Annotated in this window: 21 protein-coding genes; 4 read left to right on the top strand and 17 right to left on the bottom strand. The window is 38.4% G+C overall.

Annotation, left to right across the window (positions count from 1 at the left end; genetic code table 11):
- The first annotated feature begins 1 nt into the window (after position 1).
- The 4 genes from leuC (at position 2) to budA (ending at position 4156) form a co-directional block, all read left to right on the top strand.
- On the top strand, positions 2-1390 hold the full coding sequence (gene leuC / locus HCB45_RS00725) for a 3-isopropylmalate dehydratase large subunit (RefSeq protein ID WP_185618313.1): 1389 nt from the start codon (positions 2-4) through the stop codon (positions 1388-1390).
- A complete protein-coding gene (gene leuD / locus HCB45_RS00720) occupies positions 1377-1958 on the top strand; it encodes a 3-isopropylmalate dehydratase small subunit (protein WP_185319182.1) in 582 nt (193 codons plus the stop codon). Before leuC ends, leuD begins: the two co-directional genes overlap by 14 nt.
- 18 nt (positions 1959-1976) lie before the next feature.
- The gene (gene ilvA, locus HCB45_RS00715) at positions 1977-3245 is read left to right on the top strand and encodes a threonine ammonia-lyase (protein ID WP_185319449.1); all 1269 of its coding nucleotides are present in this window, start codon (positions 1977-1979) and stop codon (positions 3243-3245) included.
- 191 nt (positions 3246-3436) lie between these two features.
- Positions 3437-4156 (top strand): acetolactate decarboxylase, encoded by a 720-nt coding sequence (gene budA, locus HCB45_RS00710; RefSeq protein ID WP_185319183.1) that lies wholly within the window; start codon positions 3437-3439, stop codon positions 4154-4156.
- Between the two features lie 36 nt (positions 4157-4192).
- On the opposite strand, the gene HCB45_RS00705 is transcribed toward budA, so the two are convergent.
- The 17 genes from HCB45_RS00705 to HCB45_RS00625 all read right to left on the bottom strand — a co-directional run bounded on the left by HCB45_RS00705 (position 4193) and on the right by HCB45_RS00625 (position 21167).
- Positions 4193-5494: a pyrimidine-nucleoside phosphorylase gene (locus HCB45_RS00705; RefSeq protein WP_185319184.1), complete on the bottom strand. Its 1302-nt coding sequence runs from the start codon at positions 5492-5494 to the stop codon at positions 4193-4195.
- A gap of 130 nt (positions 5495-5624) precedes the next feature.
- The gene (locus HCB45_RS00700) at positions 5625-6635 is read right to left on the bottom strand and encodes a substrate-binding domain-containing protein (protein ID WP_185319185.1); all 1011 of its coding nucleotides are present in this window, start codon (positions 6633-6635) and stop codon (positions 5625-5627) included.
- Between the two features lie 79 nt (positions 6636-6714).
- Positions 6715-7386 (bottom strand): deoxyribose-phosphate aldolase, encoded by a 672-nt coding sequence (gene deoC, locus HCB45_RS00695; RefSeq protein WP_185618311.1) that lies wholly within the window; start codon positions 7384-7386, stop codon positions 6715-6717.
- Positions 7387-7448: 62 nt separating this feature from the next.
- Positions 7449-8396: a DNA-binding transcriptional repressor DeoR gene (gene deoR / locus HCB45_RS00690; RefSeq protein WP_185618309.1), complete on the bottom strand. Its 948-nt coding sequence runs from the start codon at positions 8394-8396 to the stop codon at positions 7449-7451.
- A gap of 98 nt (positions 8397-8494) precedes the next feature.
- Positions 8495-8911 (bottom strand): PTS sugar transporter subunit IIA, encoded by a 417-nt coding sequence (locus HCB45_RS00685; protein ID WP_185319188.1) that lies wholly within the window; start codon positions 8909-8911, stop codon positions 8495-8497.
- Positions 8912-8927: 16 nt separating this feature from the next.
- Positions 8928-9923 carry an SIS domain-containing protein gene (locus HCB45_RS00680; protein WP_185618307.1) on the bottom strand — a complete coding sequence of 332 codons (996 nt, stop codon included), beginning with the start codon at positions 9921-9923 and terminating at the stop codon, positions 8928-8930.
- A gap of 22 nt (positions 9924-9945) precedes the next feature.
- Positions 9946-11010: an SIS domain-containing protein gene (locus HCB45_RS00675; RefSeq protein WP_185618305.1), complete on the bottom strand. Its 1065-nt coding sequence runs from the start codon at positions 11008-11010 to the stop codon at positions 9946-9948.
- Positions 11011-11022: 12 nt separating this feature from the next.
- Positions 11023-11844 carry a PTS system mannose/fructose/sorbose family transporter subunit IID gene (locus HCB45_RS00670; protein WP_185319191.1) on the bottom strand — a complete coding sequence of 274 codons (822 nt, stop codon included), beginning with the start codon at positions 11842-11844 and terminating at the stop codon, positions 11023-11025.
- A complete protein-coding gene (locus tag HCB45_RS00665) occupies positions 11825-12643 on the bottom strand; it encodes a PTS mannose/fructose/sorbose/N-acetylgalactosamine transporter subunit IIC (protein ID WP_160466100.1) in 819 nt (272 codons plus the stop codon). The genes HCB45_RS00670 and HCB45_RS00665 overlap by 20 nt, the downstream gene beginning before the upstream one ends.
- Positions 12644-12665: 22 nt before the next feature.
- Positions 12666-13133, bottom strand: a complete 468-nt coding sequence (locus tag HCB45_RS00660; RefSeq protein ID WP_185319192.1) for a PTS sugar transporter subunit IIB — start codon at positions 13131-13133, stop codon at positions 12666-12668.
- An 18-nt stretch (positions 13134-13151) separates the two neighbouring features.
- Positions 13152-13853 carry a GntR family transcriptional regulator gene (locus HCB45_RS00655; protein ID WP_185319193.1) on the bottom strand — a complete coding sequence of 234 codons (702 nt, stop codon included), beginning with the start codon at positions 13851-13853 and terminating at the stop codon, positions 13152-13154.
- A 2-nt stretch (positions 13854-13855) separates the two neighbouring features.
- Positions 13856-14587 (bottom strand): GntR family transcriptional regulator, encoded by a 732-nt coding sequence (locus HCB45_RS00650; protein WP_185618303.1) that lies wholly within the window; start codon positions 14585-14587, stop codon positions 13856-13858.
- 170 nt (positions 14588-14757) lie between these two features.
- A complete protein-coding gene (locus HCB45_RS00645; protein ID WP_185319195.1) occupies positions 14758-15753 on the bottom strand; it encodes an aldo/keto reductase in 996 nt (331 codons plus the stop codon).
- A 114-nt stretch (positions 15754-15867) separates the two neighbouring features.
- Positions 15868-17562, bottom strand: a complete 1695-nt coding sequence (alsS, locus tag HCB45_RS00640; protein ID WP_185618301.1) for an acetolactate synthase AlsS — start codon at positions 17560-17562, stop codon at positions 15868-15870.
- 208 nt (positions 17563-17770) lie between these two features.
- The gene (locus tag HCB45_RS00635) at positions 17771-19228 is read right to left on the bottom strand and encodes an ABC transporter substrate-binding protein (protein WP_185618299.1); all 1458 of its coding nucleotides are present in this window, start codon (positions 19226-19228) and stop codon (positions 17771-17773) included.
- A gap of 19 nt (positions 19229-19247) precedes the next feature.
- Entirely contained in the window at positions 19248-20219 is a 972-nt protein-coding gene (locus HCB45_RS00630; RefSeq protein ID WP_185607867.1) for a carbohydrate ABC transporter permease, read from the bottom strand.
- An 18-nt stretch (positions 20220-20237) separates the two neighbouring features.
- Positions 20238-21167: an ABC transporter permease gene (locus tag HCB45_RS00625; RefSeq protein ID WP_185319199.1), complete on the bottom strand. Its 930-nt coding sequence runs from the start codon at positions 21165-21167 to the stop codon at positions 20238-20240.
- Positions 21168-21183: the final 16 nt, after the last annotated feature.

Here is a 21183-nt window from a genome sequence, read left to right as displayed (position 1 = left end):
AATGGGGAAAACACTTTTTGATAAACTTTGGAACCGCCATGTGATTTATGGTAAAGAAGGTGAACCACAATTATTATATGTTGACCTTCATTTGATTCATGAAGTCACTTCTCCTCAAGCGTTTGAAGGATTAAGAATGGAAAATCGTCCACTGCGGAGACCAGATAAAACCTTTGCTACAATGGATCATAATGTTCCAACTGAAGATATTTTCAATATTCAAGATCTAGTTGCTAAAAAACAAATTGAAGCATTACAGACTAACTGCGAGGAATTCGGGGTAACGCTAGCTGATATGGGCAGCGACCGACAAGGAATCGTTCATATGGTTGGACCTGAAACTGGTCTTACTCAACCTGGAAAAGTGATTGTATGTGGAGATTCGCATACGGCAACACATGGTGCATTTGGCGCGATTGGTTTCGGGATTGGCTCTAGTGAAGTAGAACATGTTTTTGCCACTCAAACTATTTGGCAACAAAAGCCAAAATCTATGGGGATTGAAATTAACGGAAAACTTCCAAAAGGCGTTTATGCAAAAGATATTATTTTGCATTTAATTGCCACATATGGTGTCGCTTTTGGAACTGGCTATGCCGTCGAGTATTATGGCGAAACGATTCGCAATATGTCCATGGAAGAACGAATGACGATTTGTAACATGGCAATTGAAGGCGGCGCAAAAATGGGCATGATGGCGCCAGATGAAACTACTTTTGAATATGTTCGCGGTCGTGAATATGCTCCTTCTGACATGGAAAAAGCCATTCGTGATTGGGAAACACTTAAAACAGACCCAGATGCGGAATATGACCTTCATATCGAAATGGATGCTAGTATTTTAGAACCGTACGTCACTTGGGGAACAAATCCAGAGATGGGTGTCCCTTTTTCAAAAGCATTTCCGGAAATTAAAGATATGAACTATGAGCGCGCTTATGAATATATGGGCCTAAAACCTGGTCAAACTGCTGAAGAAATCGAGCTTGGCTATGTGTTTATTGGATCTTGTACGAATGCCAGACTTTCTGATTTAGAAGAAGCCGCTCGTATCGTCAAAGGAAACAAAGTAAAAAATAACATTCGTGCACTCGTTGTTCCTGGTTCTCGCCAAGTTCGTAATGCGGCAGAATCTATTGGGCTAGATAAAATTTTTATAGAAGCTGGTTTTGAATGGCGTGAACCTGGTTGTTCAATGTGTCTCGGAATGAATCCCGACCAAGTTCCAGATGGTGTCCATTGTGCTTCTACTTCAAATCGTAATTTTGAGGGGCGCCAAGGTAAAGGGGCACGTACCCATCTTGTTTCTCCAGCAATGGCTGCAGCGGCGGCAATCAACGGACACTTTATTGATGTACGAAAGGAGGCGGTTATCAGTGGAGGAAATTAAAGTACACATCGGTAAAACAGTAGCACTAATGAATGACAATATTGATACCGATCAAATCATTCCAAAAAGTTTCTTAAAACGAATCGAACGTACTGGTTTTGGTGAATTTCTATTTGATAGTTGGCGCTACCTACCGAACCGTAAACCAAATCCGGATTTTCCGCTCAATGCTCCGGACCGCCAAGAAGCGACAATTTTGATTACTGGGGATAACTTTGGTTGTGGGTCTTCGAGGGAACATGCCGCATGGGCACTACTCGACTATCGTTTTCGTGTAATTATTGCTGGCAGTTATAGTGATATTTTTTATATGAATTGTACGAAAAACGGCGTGCTCCCTATTGTCCTTCCTAGAGAAGCGCGTGAAAAACTAGCCAAACTTACTGCTGATGAGAATGTGACAATTGACTTGCCCAACCAACAAGTTATTAGTTCAGTTGGTACCTACCCTTTTGAAATTGATGCTACATGGAAAAATAAATTTATTAACGGGCTTGATGATATCGCCATCACATTTGAACATATAGATGCGATTAAAGCCTACGAACAAAAAGTGGATTCAATATAAGAAAAGGTAGTGAGGATGATGGAATTAGTTGACTTATTAGTATCAGAAGAAGATGTCGAAAAAGCCTATGATGTCTTAAAGCCGGTCGTCAAACATACTCCGCTTGAATATGATTTTTATCTTTCGGAAAAATATCATTGCAATGTCTATCTAAAACGTGAAGATTTGCAAAGAGTGCGTTCCTTTAAATTACGTGGTGCTTTTTATGCTATTTCTAGATTGTCAGCCGAGCAATTAGAAAAAGGAGTCGCGTGTGCTAGTGCTGGAAACCATGCCCAAGGAGTTGCTTATACGTGTAAACGAATGACAGTTCCAGCTACGATTTTTATGCCGACGACCACCCCACAACAAAAAGTATCACAAGTAAAATTTTTCGGTGGTAGTAATGTGGAAGTAGTTTTAGTTGGTGATACGTTTGATGCTTCTGCAACTGCTGCAAAAGAATTTGCTGCCGCGCATGGCCAAACTTTTATCCCACCGTTTGATGACCCTGATATTATTGCTGGGCAAGGATCTCTTGCTGTAGAAATGGTAAAAGATTTAAATAAAGCCCATGAGCAAGCAGATTATGTTTTTGCTGGAATTGGTGGTGGTGGACTTATTAGCGGTGTTGCAACCTATCTCAAAGCGAAGAGCCCTATCACGAAAATCATTGGGGTGGAACCTGACGGCGCGCCTTCGATGACGGAAGCTTTAAAGCAAAATCAGGTCGTAGCACTAGATAAGATTGATAAATTTGTCGATGGGGCTGCGGTAAAAGAAGTTGGTAGCTTAACGTTCCAACATGCGAAAGTATTAGTCGATGAAGTGACAACTGTTTCTGAAGGTGCTGTTTGTTCTACGATTTTGGATATGTATACGAAGCAAGCGATTGTCGCAGAACCAGCTGGTGCACTATCCGTTACCGCACTTGAAACTTACCGTGAAGAGATTAAGGACAAGACAGTTGTTTGCATCGTTAGCGGTGGAAATAATGACATTAACCGAATGCAAGAAATTGAAGAGCGTTCCCTTCTGCATGAAGGATTAAAGCATTATTTTATCGTCAATTTCTCGCAACGTCCTGGGGCTTTGAAAGAGTTTGTTAACGATGTGCTCGGCCCACATGACGATATCACCAAATTCGAATATACGAAAAAAGTCAATCGCGGTAATGGACCAGTTATTATCGGTGTTTTGTTGCAAAATAAAAATGATTATGAAGGTTTGCTTGACCGGGTTGCTGCTTTTGATCCGAGTTATATACCGATTAATGATAACCAAACACTTTACACATTACTTGTTTAAAATGGGCTCTCGCATGAAGCGGGAGCCTATTTATATTACAGTTTATCCATCTGTTATAGTAACAGTTTATTTTGAGAATCAGTTTAAAATCTTTTGTTTAAGGTTATAAAGTAGTATAATGAACATATAGAAATTAAACTGTATTATTTAAAAACAACTTTTTATATATAACAATTCAAGGAGTGGCAATGATGGACACAGTAAGAAAAAATCGATTATTTCAGCATTCTACAATGGCAGCACTTGTTGGTGGTCTTTTTAGCGGAACGACAAGTTTTAAAGAATTACTACAACACGGTGACCTCGGTATAGGAACGCTTGATCAATTTGATGGCGAACTAATTATTTTGGACGGGGAAGCTTTTCAAATACGCTCAGATGGTCAAGCTTATAAAGTAAAACCAGAAGACACAACACCTTATGCGAGCACTACTTTTTTTGAAGCCGACACATCTTTTACTGTTTCAGAACCTACTTCGAAACAAGCAGTGGAAGAAAAAATCGCGGAATTAGTACAAGGACCGAACGTTTTTTACGCAGTGAAAATGACTGGGAATTTCCGTTATGTGGACACTCGTGTTGTTCCGAAACAACAAAGACCGTATCCGCCACTTATTGAAGCGGTGAAGGAACAGCCAACGTATCACTTTGAATATATTACTGGTACAATTGTCGGTTTCTGGACACCTGCTTATATTAGCGGTATTGGTGTTTCGGGTTATCATGTACACTTCATTGATGACATGCGCAAAATTGGTGGTCACGTATTTGATTACGAAATGCTTGAAGGTACGGTGGAAGTTGCACAACAAACTGAATTCGAGCTTCAGTTACCACAAACAACAGAATTTCTTAGAAGCGATTTAAGTACGCCAGATATGTTAGAACAGATTGAAGCCGCGGAAAATTGAAAAAGAAAGCTCCCAAATTAAATTGGGAGCTTTCTTTTATTCTGTAATCACTTTATGAATAAGCGTTGGTGCTGTTGCGTGGTCGGAAATTTGAATGTTTTCGTAAATTTTTGCTTTTACATTTTCGACATCTTCTTGGTCAGCGAAAATCGTTACAAGAGATTCGCCTTCTTTGACTTGTTCGCCAACTTTTTTACGCAACTTTAAACCTACAGCCAAATTGATTTCGTCTTCTTTTGTTGCGCGACCAGCGCCTAGGATCATTGCAGCAATACCAATTTCATCAGCAACGATTTGGCTTACGAAACCGGATGTTTTAGCGGGTACTTCGATCTGGTATTTGGCTTGTGGGAGTTTTTCTGGATGGTCAACAATACTTGCATCACCGCCTTGATTAGAAAGGAAGGTTTTGAATTTCTCTAGTGCTGCACCATTTTCGATTACTTCGATTAGTTTAGCACGGGCTTCATTTAGGGTTTCCGCTTGTTTAGCAAGAACGACCATTTGACTACCTAGTACGAGAACTAATTCAGTTAAGTCTTCTGGACCTTGACCTTTTAATGTATCAATAGCTTCTTTTACTTCTAAAGCATTTCCGATTGCTTCACCAAGTGGTTGAGACATATCAGAAATAACTGCCATTGTATTTCTACCAACGTTATTACCAATACGAACCATTGCATGTGCTAGGTTTTCCGCATCTTCGTCGGTTTTCATAAATGCACCAGCACCGGTTTTTACATCTAGTACGATTGCATCTGCGCCAGCTGCAATTTTTTTACTCATAATGGAGCTTGCAATGAGTGGAATTGAGTTTACGGTTCCTGTTACATCACGAAGCGCGTACATTTTTTTATCGGCTGGAGTAAGGTTCCCTGATTGGCCAATAACTGCTACTTTGTCGCGGTTTACAAGGTCAATGAAATCTTTCTTATCTAGTTCGATGTGGAAGCCTTCGATAGATTCTAGTTTATCAATGGTTCCTCCTGTGTGACCTAGGCCGCGTCCAGACATTTTCGCGACTGGCACGCCAACTGCTGCTACGAGCGGGGCAAGAACAAGTGTTGTTGTATCACCAACCCCACCAGTACTATGTTTATCGACTTTGATGCCATCGATTGCGGATAGATCAATCGTATCGCCAGAGCCAACCATTGCCATTGTTAAATCTGCGCGTTCTTGGTCATTCATATCTTGGAAAAAGATTGCCATGGCTAGAGCGCTTGCTTGATAATCTGGAATTTCCCCATTTGTATAGCCATCAATGAAAAACTGAATTTCTTCTGTTGATAAAGCTTTGCCGTCCCTTTTCTTGGAAATAATATCCACCATTCTCATTTCTCTTCACCCTTTCTTTTTGTCCACTTTAGCATTTTATGTACCTTTATTGAGAACGGTTACACTTTTTAAGTAAACCGTTTTACTAAACAAGAACATGTGCTTAACATGCTCACTATAACTTACTCTCTTACTGGTTGTCAATACTTTTTGTACTACTACGATTGATTAGTGAAATATCGAGTAAACGATTCTCTAATTTCTCGGTTGGATTTTGGAGATTTTTTAGTAATAGTTCGGCAGCAATTTCGCCAATACCATAAATTGGTTGACGGATTGTCGTAAGTGGCGGGGTCATATATTCGGAAAGTTCAATATCATCAAAACCGATGACGCTAAGATCATTAGGAATGCTCAGGTTTTTTTCGAGTGCTGCTCGGTAGGTTCCCATCGCCATTAAATCATTGGTTGCAAAAATAGCGCTCAGATTTTCTTGGAGTAATTTTTGCGTTGCAACATAGCCGCCATTCATCGTCTGATCCCCGCTCACAATCCAAGCATCTTTTACAGTAAGTTTATAGTCTTTCATGCACGCCAAGTAACCCTCGTAGCGTTCATGTACGTTATAAAAAGATGTATCCGAAATAATGATTCCGATGCGCGCATGGCCCAGCTTTATTAAATGCTCGGTCGCCATATAACCGCCTTTGAAATCATCAATTGCAATATTTCCTTCTTGCCTCGGATTTCGCTGACGATCAAGTAAAATATACGGTGAACGCTTCTCTTCCATACGTTTAATAACACCCGAAAGCAGAATATTAGGGCTGGCGATAATTAAGCCATCGACAGCCCGGTGCAATAATTCTTCTACATATAAATCTTCTCGTTCTTTATCATTAGAAGAGTTACAGAGCATAATCATGTAGCCTTCTTTATTTAAGTAATCTTCCGCCCCTTTTACCATTTGGGAGAAAAAAGGATCAGTTACTTCCGGGACAATCATTCCGATGGTGTTTGTGTGACTAACAATCATATTTTTAGCGAAAAAGTTTGGTTTGTAAGACATCTCTTTTGCTGTTTTTAGGACTTTTTCACGAGTTAAGTCGCTAAATCGTTCCCCTTTACCATTCAAAATTTGAGAAATCGTCGTAATTGAAACGCCTGTCTTTTCTGCTATTTCGCGGATGGTTGCAGCCATTTAAACTCCCCCAGTCAGATTATCTATTCTCCTTATTTTGCCACATTTGAGAATAATAATAAAGGGGTTTCATTCAAAATTAGTAATTATCTGGTTTAGCTGGTTTTTCGCCGGAAACAATTGCAACACCTGCACTTGCGCCAATACGATTTGCGCCCGCTTCAATCATTTTTTCTACATCTTCTTTTGTACGAACTCCGCCAGATGCTTTTACGCCGATGTTTGGTCCTACAGTTTTACGCATTAAAGCAATATCTTCGGCAGTTGCGCCACCTGTGGAGAATCCAGTGGATGTTTTAACGAAGTCTGTTCCTGCTTTTACAGCGATTTCACATGCGCGAACTTTTTCTTCGTCTGTTAATAGGCAAGTTTCAATAATTACTTTTACCAAGGCTTTTCCTTTGGCAGCATCGACTACAGCACGAATATCACGTTCTACTAATTCGTCGTCTTTGTCTTTTAGTGCGCCGATGTTGATAACCATGTCCACTTCTTTTGCACCGTTTTTGATAGCATCTTTTACTTCAAAAGCTTTTACTTCTGGGGTATTTGCTCCTAGCGGGAAACCGATAACAGTACATACTACGGATTCTGCTCCAGACAGCTGTTCAGCGGATAGTTTTACCCAAGTTGGGTTCACGCATACGGAAGCAAAACCATATTCTCTTGCTTCTTTTGTTAATGTTAAAATTTGTTCTTTCGTTGTGTCTGGTTTTAAAGCAGTATGGTCGATCATTTTGGCAATTATCATTGTAAAAACTCCTTTAAAATTGGATTTGGTTTCATCATACCGCACTAACGAACATTTGTAAACTAATTGATGAAATTTTGTTCAAGTAGCTGTTTTGCGGTAAATTGGTCGGTAATAAAATGGTTGGCATAACCACCACAAAGCGCACCGTGAATTGCTTTTATTTTTCGTTCACCACCTGCGACAAGGATAGCTGTTTCTTTTTGTTTTAAATCATGCAAATTGACGCCAATGGTACGTTCGTCCATTTTTCCATCGGCAATTTCTCCATTGATAGTGAAAAAGCGCGAACAAATATCACCAACTGCTTTTTCTTTTAGGCGAGCCTTTTCTTCATCAGAAAAATAGCCTAGGCGGAAAAGCAAGGCTTCATCACGCACAGTTCCTACTGTAAAAATAGCGATATTGGCTTTTTTGCCAAGTTCGATGATATTTTTTATATGACGATCTGCTTCTACCATTTGTTTCGTAAGCGGGTTATCAAGTACAACAGGCAGAGGTAGTGATACTGGTGCTGTGTCATAGGCTGCACCGAATAAAGCTAACGTCTCAGCAGCATATGTATTCACATCAGAGTGACTCACACCGCCTTTTAGCTGGACGACTTTTATTTCTGCTTTTAATTGGGTCAGTTTTTGGGCAATTTTATACATTGTAGTTCCCCAACTCACACCAAGAATATCGCCATCACGGATAATTTCTTCTAAATATTCTGCAGCACTTTGGCTGATTTGCTTAGTGATTTCACTATAATCATTTGTTTGACTGAAAGCAACGGTAACATTTTTTAGTTGGTATTTTTCTTTTAAAGCCGCCGCTAGTTCTGCGAGATTAGAAAATGGATCTTGAACTTCAATCTTGACGTATCCTTTTATTTTTGCGTTTTGGAGCAATCTGGAAACGGTCGGTCTAGAAACACCTAAGCGCGTGGCGATTTCTTGCTGACCGAGATCGGATTGATAATAAAGTCTCGCCACCTCCACACTGAGCTGTTCTTTTTGTTTATCCATTTCATCCCTCCATCGTTTTCTTTTTAGTATAACGTAAGAACGGAAAGAGTTCGAGGGGGAAGAAAAAAAAAAGACAGCCTGGGCTGTCTTTTTTTTTCTTAAAAATCTTCTTCTATTTCCTCAAGTGGCGCGGTATATTCATAAATGCCTAACCGCCCAGTTTCGGCAACTTGATTCGCAAGTTCTTTTAAGGATAGTACTTCCCGACTGAGGAATGCCTCTAATAGAAGCGGAATATTCACTCCTGCAACAAGTTCTACTTCATTAAAATTATCAAGTAGGCGAACGAGTACATTAAATGGCGTGCCACCTTTTAAATCTGTTAGAAATAGGATTCCTTCTGTTAAATTGAGTTTAGCTACTTCACTGGCAATTTTCGCCTGTAAATTTTCCGCGGATTCATTTACTTCAAAAGGAACAAAACTTGTATTTTCTTGTTTACCACAAATCATCTCAGCAGATTGTATGAGTTCTTTTGCGGCATTTCCGTGAGTACAAACAAAAATTGCTTTCATTTTCTAAACCGCCTTTTTAATAGTCTAACTGACGATAATATCTTCTAATTTCCATTGGATGACAATTGATTTTTTCCACGTGTACATCAATACGATTGTTAACTGCGTGGATAATAAATGGCGACAACGCCCCTCTGAATTTAGCGGAAATACCTGGCATATCGTAATCTTTTGCATCAATTACTGTATAATTAGCACAAATTTGCGGAATGAAATTAACTACCCGTTCACTTAATGAGCGCTGGCTGTCTTCGGTAACGTAAATAGTAACTGGTGTATCCCGCTCCACAATTTCAAACATGCCATGGAAAAACTCATGTGACTCAATCGATTTTGTTTTAATCCAGTGTTGTTCTTCCCAGTAGCACATTGCGTAAGAATAGGTCGCACCCCACTGGTTCCCAGCACCAACGAAATAATGAATGTCGTCTTGATGATGTTTTAGGGCAAATTCTTGCCCAAATTTATCTGCCGCTTTTTCTACTTTTACAATCCCTTTAGCAAAATGTTGATCCATTTCTTGATAAAACGCATCATAATCATCAAATTCACCTGCTAAATACATAAAACGATCTGCTACCATAAAGAATTTCAATTGTTCATTTAACGGATACGAGATTAAGTGATCTACTAAATTTGCAAGTTCTGTTTCTGCTTTATCAATAAATCCAAATACAGTCGCGCCAATTTCATTACATTTTTTCACTGCATCTACTACTTCTTGCGTGCTTCCGGTTACTGATGAGATAACTACAAGTGTATCTTTGGTGACACGTTTATTACCTGTAGTTAGAAATACCGCTGCGTTTTCATAAAAAGTCTCTAGCGCTGTTTTTTCTTTCATATGAACCACCGCTTGCATGGCAGAGGCGTATGTTCCGCCAATTCCTAGCCAGCAAATATTGCTAAATCCTCGGTTGTGTATTTGGTCTACCACTTCATTAATTTGTGGGCGTAACTTCAGCGCCCCTTCCATGTTTTCTTTCATTTTTTGTTCATCAAATTTTAGCACTACTCATTCCTACTTTCTATGATTAAATTTTGGATTTTGTTATTTGGTCGAATTCCGGAAAAGCAGACACTTCTAAATTAATGCCTTTTTCCTTAGAAATTTTAAAGGATAATAAATGAACAGGGATAGTCATAAATAATGGTGTTAGAAGTTCTGCTGCCCGCACACCAAGTAATAAGTCATCCGCATTTTCTCCGCCTGTATCTGCATAAATTGTCCGGATTTTCTTTACATGACCTTTTAAAAATTGTTTTAGTTTTTGAGCACGATCTTCTAGTAATCCTTGTGGCTCAATGAAGATAATATAGTCCTTCTCGGATAAACCTATATAAGGACCATGCATATATTCTTCTAGTTCTTTACCAAAAGAAGTAATTCGGATGGTTTCCGTTACTTTTGTTTCTCCTTCACGAGCTACACCATAAGCGGCACCATAACCGATAAAGAAAATCCGCTCAGCTTCCATCAATTCTTGTGTATGCTCTTCTACCCAAATAGCTGATTTCTCTATCACTTGTGGTAAATGAGCGGTAATTTTTTTCAATTCTGCAATTTCCGTCTGATATTCCGTCTCCAACATTTTATTTTGTAAAAGAGCCATCTCAAGCGCCACTAAATTCAACATTAGAATCGTTGCACTGTAGCCAAGTGTGACATATGGCATTTCTTCTATGCCCATTCCAAGATCAATTGTGTGCGTACCTGCTTTCGCAATTGGACTCGTTAAATTGCTCGTTAAGGTGAAAACAATACCGCCTTGACGCTCAATTTCTTTTACAAGATGAATAGTGGAGTAACTGTGTCCGCCTTGGGATATAGCGATATATAATGTGTTTTTGTTTAAATGAAGCATGTAGTTAGCTGCTGTAGACGGTTCTTCTACATAAACCGGTACAGCTAGTTTCGCCGACATGTATAACTGTGCCGAGAACGCTGCATTAGAACTTGATCCTGTTGCAAAAATTACGATAGCTTCATAATCCGTATGCTTCATCTGAAGGATGTCTTGTAAAAGTTCCTTCCGATTTCGGATTATATTTTCATAAACATCTTGTTCTGACCGGATATAGTAATCCATATTTTTCATTTTTTCACCTACTTATTTTAATAAACCAGTGAATGCTCCTAAAATCCCAATTCCTGCGATTAATAAAAGAATCCAGTGTGCTTTAAGTCCTTTTTTATCTAACCAGAAAATAAAGAAGGTAAAACCAAGTGCTAGTATTCCTGGAACGATACCATCAAAAACGCTTTGAATCGTTACTGCATCATCACCAGAACCAAATTTCATTGGCATATTAATGTTTACCATCGTGGCGACCATGGCTCCGACTACAGCTAGCCCAATAACCGAAGCACCATAAGACAGTTTATCCATTAATCCAGTTTTTTGAATTTTTTCGATAAAATTAGCGCCAATATTGTAACCAATGAATAACCCATAATAACGAGTCAGAATAGCTGGAATATTAAAAATAAGAAGGAATAAAATCGGTCCTAACATATTTCCTTGTAAAGCAAGGGAAGTTCCAATACCTGTAGCGATTACTCGTAAAGTTCCCCAGAAGAATGAATCCCCAATTCCACTTAAAGGTCCCATTAAAGCTACTTTTATATTATTGATGGAGTCGGTATCAAAGTTATTATCTTTCGCTGATTGCTCTTCCATCGCAATCGAAATCCCAAGTGGAAAAGTGGAAAGCCAAGGCGTTACATTATAAAATTCTAAATGTCTTTGATAGGAAGAAATTCGTTTATCTTTATCATTTTTAAAAATTTTATTTAAGGCAGGTAACATGGAAAAGCCGTAACCTAGGTTGGATTGTCGTTCATAGTTCCATGACCATTCCATTGTGAACGAACGCCAGAAAACTTTCATTAAGTCTTTTTTTGTTAATACATCAGAATTCTTCATCTTCATAGTTAATACCTCCATCATTCGCAAGTGCTGGCTCTGTATTATTTTTCGTTGGTCCATTGTCATTTTTAAGTGTTGCATAACCTGTTAAAATTAGTGCTAAACAAGCTCCGAAAATTGCTACTCCTGTTACAGGTACTTTTAAGTAAACTGCTAAAGCAAAGCCAAATACGAAAAATACTGCATTCTTCTTGTTGACCATTAATTTTAGTAGCAAAGCAAAACCGTATGCTGGTAGTAAACCTGTCGCAATACCAAGTCCTGCTATAACAAAAGCTGGGATGGCATCAAGTACGTTTTGAATCACTGGACTTCCAACTAAATAGGACGTTGCAACAATGATACCGATTGGTAAGTTAATTGATAAAAATCCACCTAGTAATTGCATTCGGCTAATCCCTCTTGAATTTCCCTCGAGTGCGTATTTGTCCGCTTTATGAACAAAGTATGGTAGTACGAAAATAAAGCATAGATTTTTTACGACAAGTACTAAAGAGGCGATTGGAATACCAAGTGCTAACGCTACGGCGGTGCTCTCACCAGTTGCAATTGCAAAGGCCGTTCCTAGAATACTTCCTGAAATAATTTCTGGTGGAATAGATGCACCAATAGAAAACGATCCTACAAAAGCTAATTCTAAAGTTGCTCCCATAATAATTCCCATTTGCACGTCGCCCATGATGAGTCCGGCAAGCGTACATGTTACAAGTGGTCTTGATAGCATTGATGAACCAAATAAATATTCTCCATTTGCAAGCATTGCTGCAAGTGCAAGCAAAATTGCTGTTCCAAACTGTTCCATAATTTATCCCTTCTTTCGTCTTTTATGCTTCAAAAGTTACTTTTTTCTCGTTTGGCACTTGTTGCATAAATACATCAATTTTTTCTTTTTGAAGCTCTGTTAGTTTTTCCACTTCTTCAGGGGTTAAATTGACTGCTTTTGAGTAGTTAGATGTCCCTTCTCTTTGCTTAGTTCCTCCAAGATTTAGCATTGGAATCTTTCCATTTGTACCAAGGATTAGCTTGTAAGCGTCTTCAACAGATTCTACAACAATAAGTAAATTATACTTATCAGTCACTCCCGAATTAATGGAGTCAATACTTTCAGCGATACTTTTCATAACTAGTTTTGCGGCCTCGGGTTTAGCCAAACGTATTGCAGATTTACGAAAGTCATCTGCTGCTACCCCATCATTTGCTACTAAAATTGTATTTACATCTAAAGCATTAAACCAAGATACCGCTACTTGCCCATGTAATAAACGATGGTCTACTCTTAGAAATTGAATCATTTTTCTTCCTCCTTATTATCAGTTAAAATCAACTACATATTTGGTTGATTCAGCATCTTCATAATGATATTGGATGGCAATTGGCATATTATTTTCTGCATAAAAAACACTACTTAATTTAAAAACAGGATCATTTTCGTTTAAATGCATATTTTTGATTTGCTCATTCCCAGCTAAAATAAGTTGAAGTTCCTGCTCAAGCTCAAATAATTTATATTTACCTGAATTAACAAGCTCAATAATATTAATAATTTGAAAATCCTTTGCTTGTAAATCAGGGTATAAACTTAGTGGTAAAATTAAACGATCTAGTGTAGAACTGTGCTCACTTTTTTGTACAAACTTAATGGAGTAAACGAGTTCATTTTCTTTCATTCCAAATATTTCTGCGTAAAATTTTCCAGCTTTACGAATGTAAAAGTCTTTCATATCTTTCTTTAAATTTTCATTGGTATCATTTTTCATAACACCTGTCATTTCTAAAATATTTTGTGCGGTTAATTTTGGTTGTACATAAAGGCCCACACCATTTTTACGTACGACAAGCCCTTCCTCTACTAATAAGTCCACTGCACGACGAATCGTTGTCCGGCTACTGGAATAAATTTCTTGTAGCGCGGTTTCGTTTGGCATAAGCATTCCCGTTTTATATTCATCACGATTAATACTATCTTTTATTTTCGAAGCAATTACTTCAAATAGTGGTTGTTTAGCTGCCATGTTTACTCATCCTCCAAGTAATCAAATATATTTTTCGCATTAATTTTGTATTTGATTTGATTACCGATTAGATATTGTTTGCTGTACTCAAACGGTTCATCATTTTGGTCAAATGCTTTACTCACAACTTCAAAAAGCGGGGTATTAAGTGGCACCTTCAAAGCTTCCGCAAGTTTTTCATTCGCAGATACAAAACGCAATTCTTCACGTCCATAGGTGGGTTTAATACCAAATTCCCTCTCTAAAACGTTGTAGAGTGAAGAATTATTTAAATCAATCTTCTCAATCCCAGAAAACCTGACACTATCTACAAATGAAATTTCATAAGAAAATGGCTTTTTTTCAACAATTCTCCGTCGTACTAATTTAAATATAGGCTTGTCTTCATCAAGTACCAAAAAGCGATTTACATCATCTACGCCCTCCACTATCTCTTGGGATAATACCTCTACCTTTTGTTCACCAGGAAGTTGACTACTCATGGAATTCATTTTTAAAATATTGATTGTTTGCTTTTGGTTAATATCGATTCCTTTACGATTTCTTTTTTGAATAACAGCTTCTTTTTCGAGTGTATCGAGTGACCTTCTAAGCGTGGTCCGGCTAACACCTAGTTCATTCTCAAGCGCTCGTTCCGATGGAAAGTTCGTCTCTTTTGCTGCTACTTTTTCTTGAATAAGCTGTCTTAACTGTTCTTCACTTTGCACAGCTGGTGATAAGTCTTTATACTCCATTTCTCCACCTCTTATTTCAAAATCAACTGTAATATCCAAGTTCTCAAAAGATACAGCTTTAACTATTTTTAATACCACTTTATTGTAAACGGTTGCAAATTATTTGTCAATAGCTTTTTCCATAAAAAAAAGCATGAGTTAGTTTTTCTTTTAACTCATGCTTAATATTTTTACTTGCTCGTAGGGAGAGCACCCACTACTGGATGCGGGATATATAGTTCTTCTAAATAGTTAACTTCCGCCTCCGTTAATTTAATATCCAGTGCTCCAATCGCGCTTTCCAAATGACTTTCTTTTTGAGCGCCAATAATCGGCGAAGTGATTTCATCTTTATTTAACAACCATGCTAAAGCAATTTTATCCCGCGACACTTCATGTTGTAAAGCAAGTTCAGCTACCCGTTCAATAATTCCTTTATCCGAATTCATCATGCCATCGTACTTAGATTTTTGAATTGGATCTGTTTTAGAACGATTAGTTGTTTCAGCAAAATCGCGTGTTAATCGACCTGAAGCCAATGGACTATATGGGGTAATAGCAATTTTTTCATCTCGGCAAAACGGAATCATTTCTCGTTCTTCCTCCCGGTAAATCATGTTGTAATGATTTTGCATGGAAACAAATTTTGTCCATCCATTTCTTTCAGCAACTCGTTGCGCTTTTTGGAACTGCCAAGCATACATTGCACTTGCACCGATATAACGTGCTTTACCTGACTTAACGACATCATGCAAAGCTTCCATTGTTTCCTCAATTGGTGTATTTTCATCAAAACGGTGAATGATATATAAATCGACATAATCAGTTTCTAAGCGTTTTAAACTATGGTCAATTTCACTTAAAATGGTTTTTCTCGATAAACCGCCGCTATTCGGACGATCAGGGCGCATCGTTTGGTGTACTTTTGTGGCTAAGACAATATCATCTCGGTTAGCATAGTCTTTGAGCGCTCGACCAACAATTTTTTCACTTTCGCCGTAAGAATAAATATTTGCAGTATCAAAGAAGTTAATACCCAGATCAAGTGCTTTTTTAATGATTGGGCGGCTATTCGCTTCATCCAAAACCCATTTATGAATCCATTTATCTTTGTCGCCAAAGCCCATTGTTCCTAAACAAATTTTCGAAACGTCCATCCCAGTATTGCCAAATTTCACATATTCCATTGGAAACCCTCCTAGTTAATTTCTAGTACTATTACAGCATATACCTTGAAGTTCACTCCAAGTCAACCTTTAACTAAAAAAATCTCCCGGAAAGCCCGAGAGATTTTTTGCTTTTTAATAAAATTGGTCCGGTAGTAATGTTTCACCTAGTTTGATGTTGTCGCGATAATCAATTGGAATATCTACAACGACTGGGCCTTCTGTTTCAAGCGCTTCTTTTAATACGTCGCTAAGTTCTGACGGTTTAGTCACACGAAGTCCTTTTGCACCGAAGCTTTCGGCGAATTTAACAATATCGACATCGCCAAAACGAACAGCTGCTTCTTTACCGTATTTCATTTTTTGTTGGAAAGCGACCATATCATAGCTTCCGTCATTCCACACAAGGTGCACAAGTGGCGCACGCAAGCGGACAGCTGTTTCTAATTCCATTGCCGAAAATAAGAAGCCGCCATCACCTGAAATCGAAACAACTTTTTCGCCTGGATGTACGAGTGTAGCAGCAATTCCCCAAGGAAGAGCGACACCAAGCGTTTGCATACCATTACTAAATAGTAAACGGCGTGGCTCATAAGAACGGAAGTGACGCGCCATCCAAATGTAGTGCGAGCCAACATCGACTGTCACGGTTACATTATCATCAATCGCCGAACGAAGCGTTTGAATGACAGATAACGGATGTACGCGATTTGTTTCATCACTTTCTGGTGGTACATCTCTTTCTTCTAATTGCGCATGAAGTTCTTTTAACGTTTCAAGTTCTTTATCAGCTAATTCCAAACCGCTAAATTTCGCATTAACACGATCTAATGTAAGTGCAATATTTCCAACTAATTCGGTCACTGGTTGGTAGTAATGGTCAATATCAGCACGGATGTCATCTAAATGTACAATCGTTCTATCGCCTGAAGCATTCCAAGCTTTCGGATCGTATTCAATTGGATCATAACCTACCGTAATAACTAAATCGGCTTTATTTAGCAAAATATCACCTGGTTGATTGCGGAAGAGACCTACACGTCCAAAGAAGTTATCTTCTAAATCACGCGAAATCACACCTGCTGCTTGGAAAGTTTCTACTACTGGAATACTTGTTTTTTGCAGTAAACGACGAATAGCACCTGTTACTTCTGGGCTTGAGGCACGCATACCTAATAACAATACTGGTAATTTCGCTTTTTTCAAACGAGCAACTAATTTAGCGACTTGTTCTTTAGAAGCTGGTCCATTTTCTGGTTTAGCAAGTGGACGAATTGCTTTTACAGGTACATTTGGTTCGTTCACTATATCTTGTGGCAAACTCACGAAAGCCGCGCCTTGGTTCGGTTCTGTTGCTGAACGAAAAGCGTTGGTGATTGCTTCTGGAATACTTTCAGCGTGAACTACTTCTTCACTATATTTTGTAATCGGACGGAAAAGTGCAGCGTTATCCATCGATTGGTGAGTTCTTTTCAGACGATCTTGTCTAGTTACGTTTCCCGCAATCGCCACTACAGGATCTCCTTCTGCTGTTGCGGTTACGAGCCCTGTCGCAAGGTTCGATGCGCCAGGCCCACTAGTTACAAGCACAACACCAGGTTTCCCCGTTAGACGACCGATAGCAGCAGCCATAAACGCCGCATTTTGTTCATGACGACTGACAATTAACTCTGGTCCGCGTTCTTCCATTACATCAAAAACTTTATCAATTTTCGCACCTGGAATACCGAAAACATGCGTTACTCCTTGATTTATTAAACTATCAACAACTAAGTCTGCTCCTGATTTACCTTTTGTTTGGTCTTTTTCATGCTTTTCCATCTTTATCATCCTTTTGTTATATAAGTTATTTATATTTAAGTAGTACAGATTATAATAAAATCTCATTCACTAGACTTATTATACTACTCAAAAGAATTATTGCAAGATTACCGTCTCGAAAACTGTTATACAATTATATAAAAACTGTTACACAATTATATAAAAACTGTTACACAAAAAAAGAAAGAACTTAGTCAAACTAAGTCCTTTCCGGTGCTTATTCTTGCGTGGCGCGATATTCGTCGTATTGTTTTTGCATTTCTTTCATTACTTTTTTCATACCCGCATCGTTTAATTTAGCTTTGAATTTCTCTGTATATTCTACTGGATCGACTGTTCCGGTTAAAAGTGCTGGGGCAAATTCATTACAAACATTTGTAATTGAAGCGATTTCTGTTCTTACTTTAGATGAGTCGAAATAGAAACCTAAGCCCGGTGATGCTACTGATTTTTTATTGAACTCTTTAAATTGATCCCATTTATCTGCTGGTTCATCTTCATATAATTTTAAAATGAAGTGATTTCCAAGTGCATAAGTTGGCATACTATAACGCTCGACGCGTGCTGGTAAATCTTGAATTTTGCCATCATCTAACTCTTTATAATGGGTGCCTTCAATTCCTTTATCAACCAAATTGCGTAAATATTCATCTGTGTTCAGTAAATCAAGGAATTTCACTGCTTCTTCAGGATGTTGACTTGTCACGGATACAGCTTGAATTGCGCCTGTGACTGAGTTATTTTTAATGATAGGTGTTTCAGCAATGGGTTGTGTGACTACTTTATATTTACCACCTGTATTTTTATCCCAAATATTTTCTGCATATGGTTGGTATTTCTCAATACGTACAAACCAGTTTTCTTTATCGTAAGACCATGGATCTGTCGATGTCGCAATATCTTTTGTAACGTAGCCTTTTTGGTAGAAGCTATGAAGCGATTTTAAGGTTTCTAACGTATCTGGTTGTTCATAGAAGTTAACGATTTTACCAGTATCTTCGTATTGGTTCACGGCAAATGGAAGCGGCACAGCGTTATCAATTAAATAATCATATGAAAATGCTGGCTTAAAGTCTTTATTCCCGCCAATTGGTGTGATGCTTGGTTCGTTTTCTTTAATTGTTTTTAACATTGGTTCTAAATCACTGAAGTTTTTTACTTTTGATATGTCCATTTTATATTTATCTACTAGATTTTTATTGAAAACATAGACTTGTTGTTCGCCGACTTCTTTGTTGGAAGGTACACCGTAAATATTACCGTCAATCGTTGCCCCTTCCCAAAGAACATCATTTAATTCTGCTTTCATTTTCTTGCCTTCTTTATCTAGGTATTTATTTAATGGCAAGAATGCGCCTTTTTGCGAATAAGAAACGAATTCTCCTGCTGCTGAATAAGCAATATCAAAGTTTTCTCCGGAGTTAATAACGGTTTGCATCCGCTTGCCGTAGTCGCCCCAGTCGATTTGTGTCATTTCTACTTTGACACCAATTTTTTCTTCGGTATATTTATTTACTTCTTTCATTACTTTTTCTGTGTCTTTTTGAGGTGTACCAATCATGTACCATTTCAGTGTCGGAACTTCATTTGCATCTGCTTTCTCATCGCTTCCGCACGCCCCTAAAACTAGTAGCAAGCAGAGTGATGCGATGATTACTCCCCATTTCTTTTTCATTAAATTCCCTCCATCTTTTTTATTCTTTTACGCCGCCAATGGTCAGTCCACTAATGAAGTATTTTTGGAAGAACGGATAGGTAATCGCAATTGGTAATGTCGAAATAACAACCATCGCCATTTTTGCACCGTCTTGTGGTATGGACTTAAATGCGCCGGCAGTATAAGCAATTTCAGAGTTTTGCCGCATGAATTCTAAGTTGTTTTCAATTTTCATAAGTAGCGATTGTAACGGAACTAAATTTGGATTATCAATATAAAGTGATGCTTGGAACCAGTCATTCCAGTAACCGAGCGTAGAGAAAAGCGCGATTGTCGCAAGCCCTGGTAAGGAAAGCGGGACGACCATCTGTAAAAAGATTCTTAGTTCCCCAGCCCCTTCAATTCGAGCTGCCTCAAGTATTGGTTCTGGAATAGACCGTAAAAAGAACGTGCGCATAATCATAATGTAAAAAGCATTCATTGCTAGTGGTAAAATCATCGCCCAAATGCTGTTTCGTAAGTGCAAGAATTGTGTCATAACGATATATGCTGGCACCATTCCGCCACTAAACAGCATCGTGAAGAAGGCAAGAAATGTGAATTGACGGCGATACTTAAATTGTGGTCTGGATATTGCGTAAGAATAAAGCGCAATCATTGCAACACTGCACACAGTACCTATAACTGTAACTAAAATCGTGATGCCATATGATTGTAAAAGCTGACCTTTCATCTTCCATAAATACTCGTACGCTTCCATGCTCCACTCTTTCGGTATTAGTTGAAAGCCATTTGCCGCCAGAGATGTTTCGCTCGAAAAAGAAATAACAATAATATATAAAAATGGAAAAATACAGATGAGCGCTAAGAAAGCGAGCATAACGTTCATCGCCACATTCATCTTTTTGCCAAAACCGATAATATCTTTTGCTGGCTGGTTTTTTGCTGGTTTTTCCATTTCGCCTCGGACTTGTTCTATTTCACTTACCGCTTCAAGCTGTTCTGCCAAAGTTCCTCGCCTCCTTTTTTAAAATAAGCCATATTCCGGATTTATTTTTTTCACGATGTAGTTAGTGAGTAACACTAGAATAAAGCCGACAATTGACTGATAGAAACCAGCTGCCGCACTCATACTCATATCTCCAAGTGACGTTAAACCACGGTATACATATGTATCAATAACATCCGTCACAGGATAAAGTGGTCCTGAATTTCGCGGTAATTGATAAAACAAACCAAAATCAGAGTTAAAAATCTTCCCGACATTCAAAATCGTTAAAATAACCATCAGTGGCGTTAGTGCAGGAATCGTTACATGTCTGATTTGTTGCCATTTACCAGCTCCATCAATCATCGCGGCTTCGTAGTATGTCCGGTCAATTCCGGCAATCGCTGCAAGATAAACAATACTTCCATAACCAAGCCCTTTCCAGACATTCATCATGATAAGGATAAACGGCCAGTATTTCGGATCGTTATACCAGGAAATCGGGTCCTGTCCGAATGCAAGTAAAATATTGTTCATGAGTCCGCTATCTTCACTTAAAAAGCTAAATAAGAAATAACTCACAACTACCCATGATAAAAAATGGGGGAAAAGCATTCCTGTTTGATAAATTTTTGCTCCTCGTTTATTTAGTAGGCTGTTAAAAATAATAGCAAGTGCGACACCAAGAAATAGTCCCACAATAATAAATACTAAATTATAGAGAACGGTGTTTCGGGTAATAATAAAAGCGTCGTTTGTTTGGAATAGGAATTTAAAATTTTCAAGCCCCACCCAGTCGCTGTTCATAATACTGGATAAAAATCCTTTCCCATCAATCTTGTAATCTTTGAACGCAATCACTGTACCAAACATCGGTAAGTATGAGAAAACCAGGAACCAAAGGACACCTGGAAGTACCATTAATAGCCAAATCCGATTAGCTCGAATTTGTGATAAAACTTTTTTCAATCCATCCACCCCTCTT

It is taken from the genome of Listeria farberi (genome assembly GCF_014229245.1).
Lineage (GTDB): Bacteria > Bacillota > Bacilli > Lactobacillales > Listeriaceae > Listeria > Listeria farberi.
Note: the sequence above shows the minus strand (reverse complement) of the source record. Positions and strands in the feature narration are given on the sequence as shown.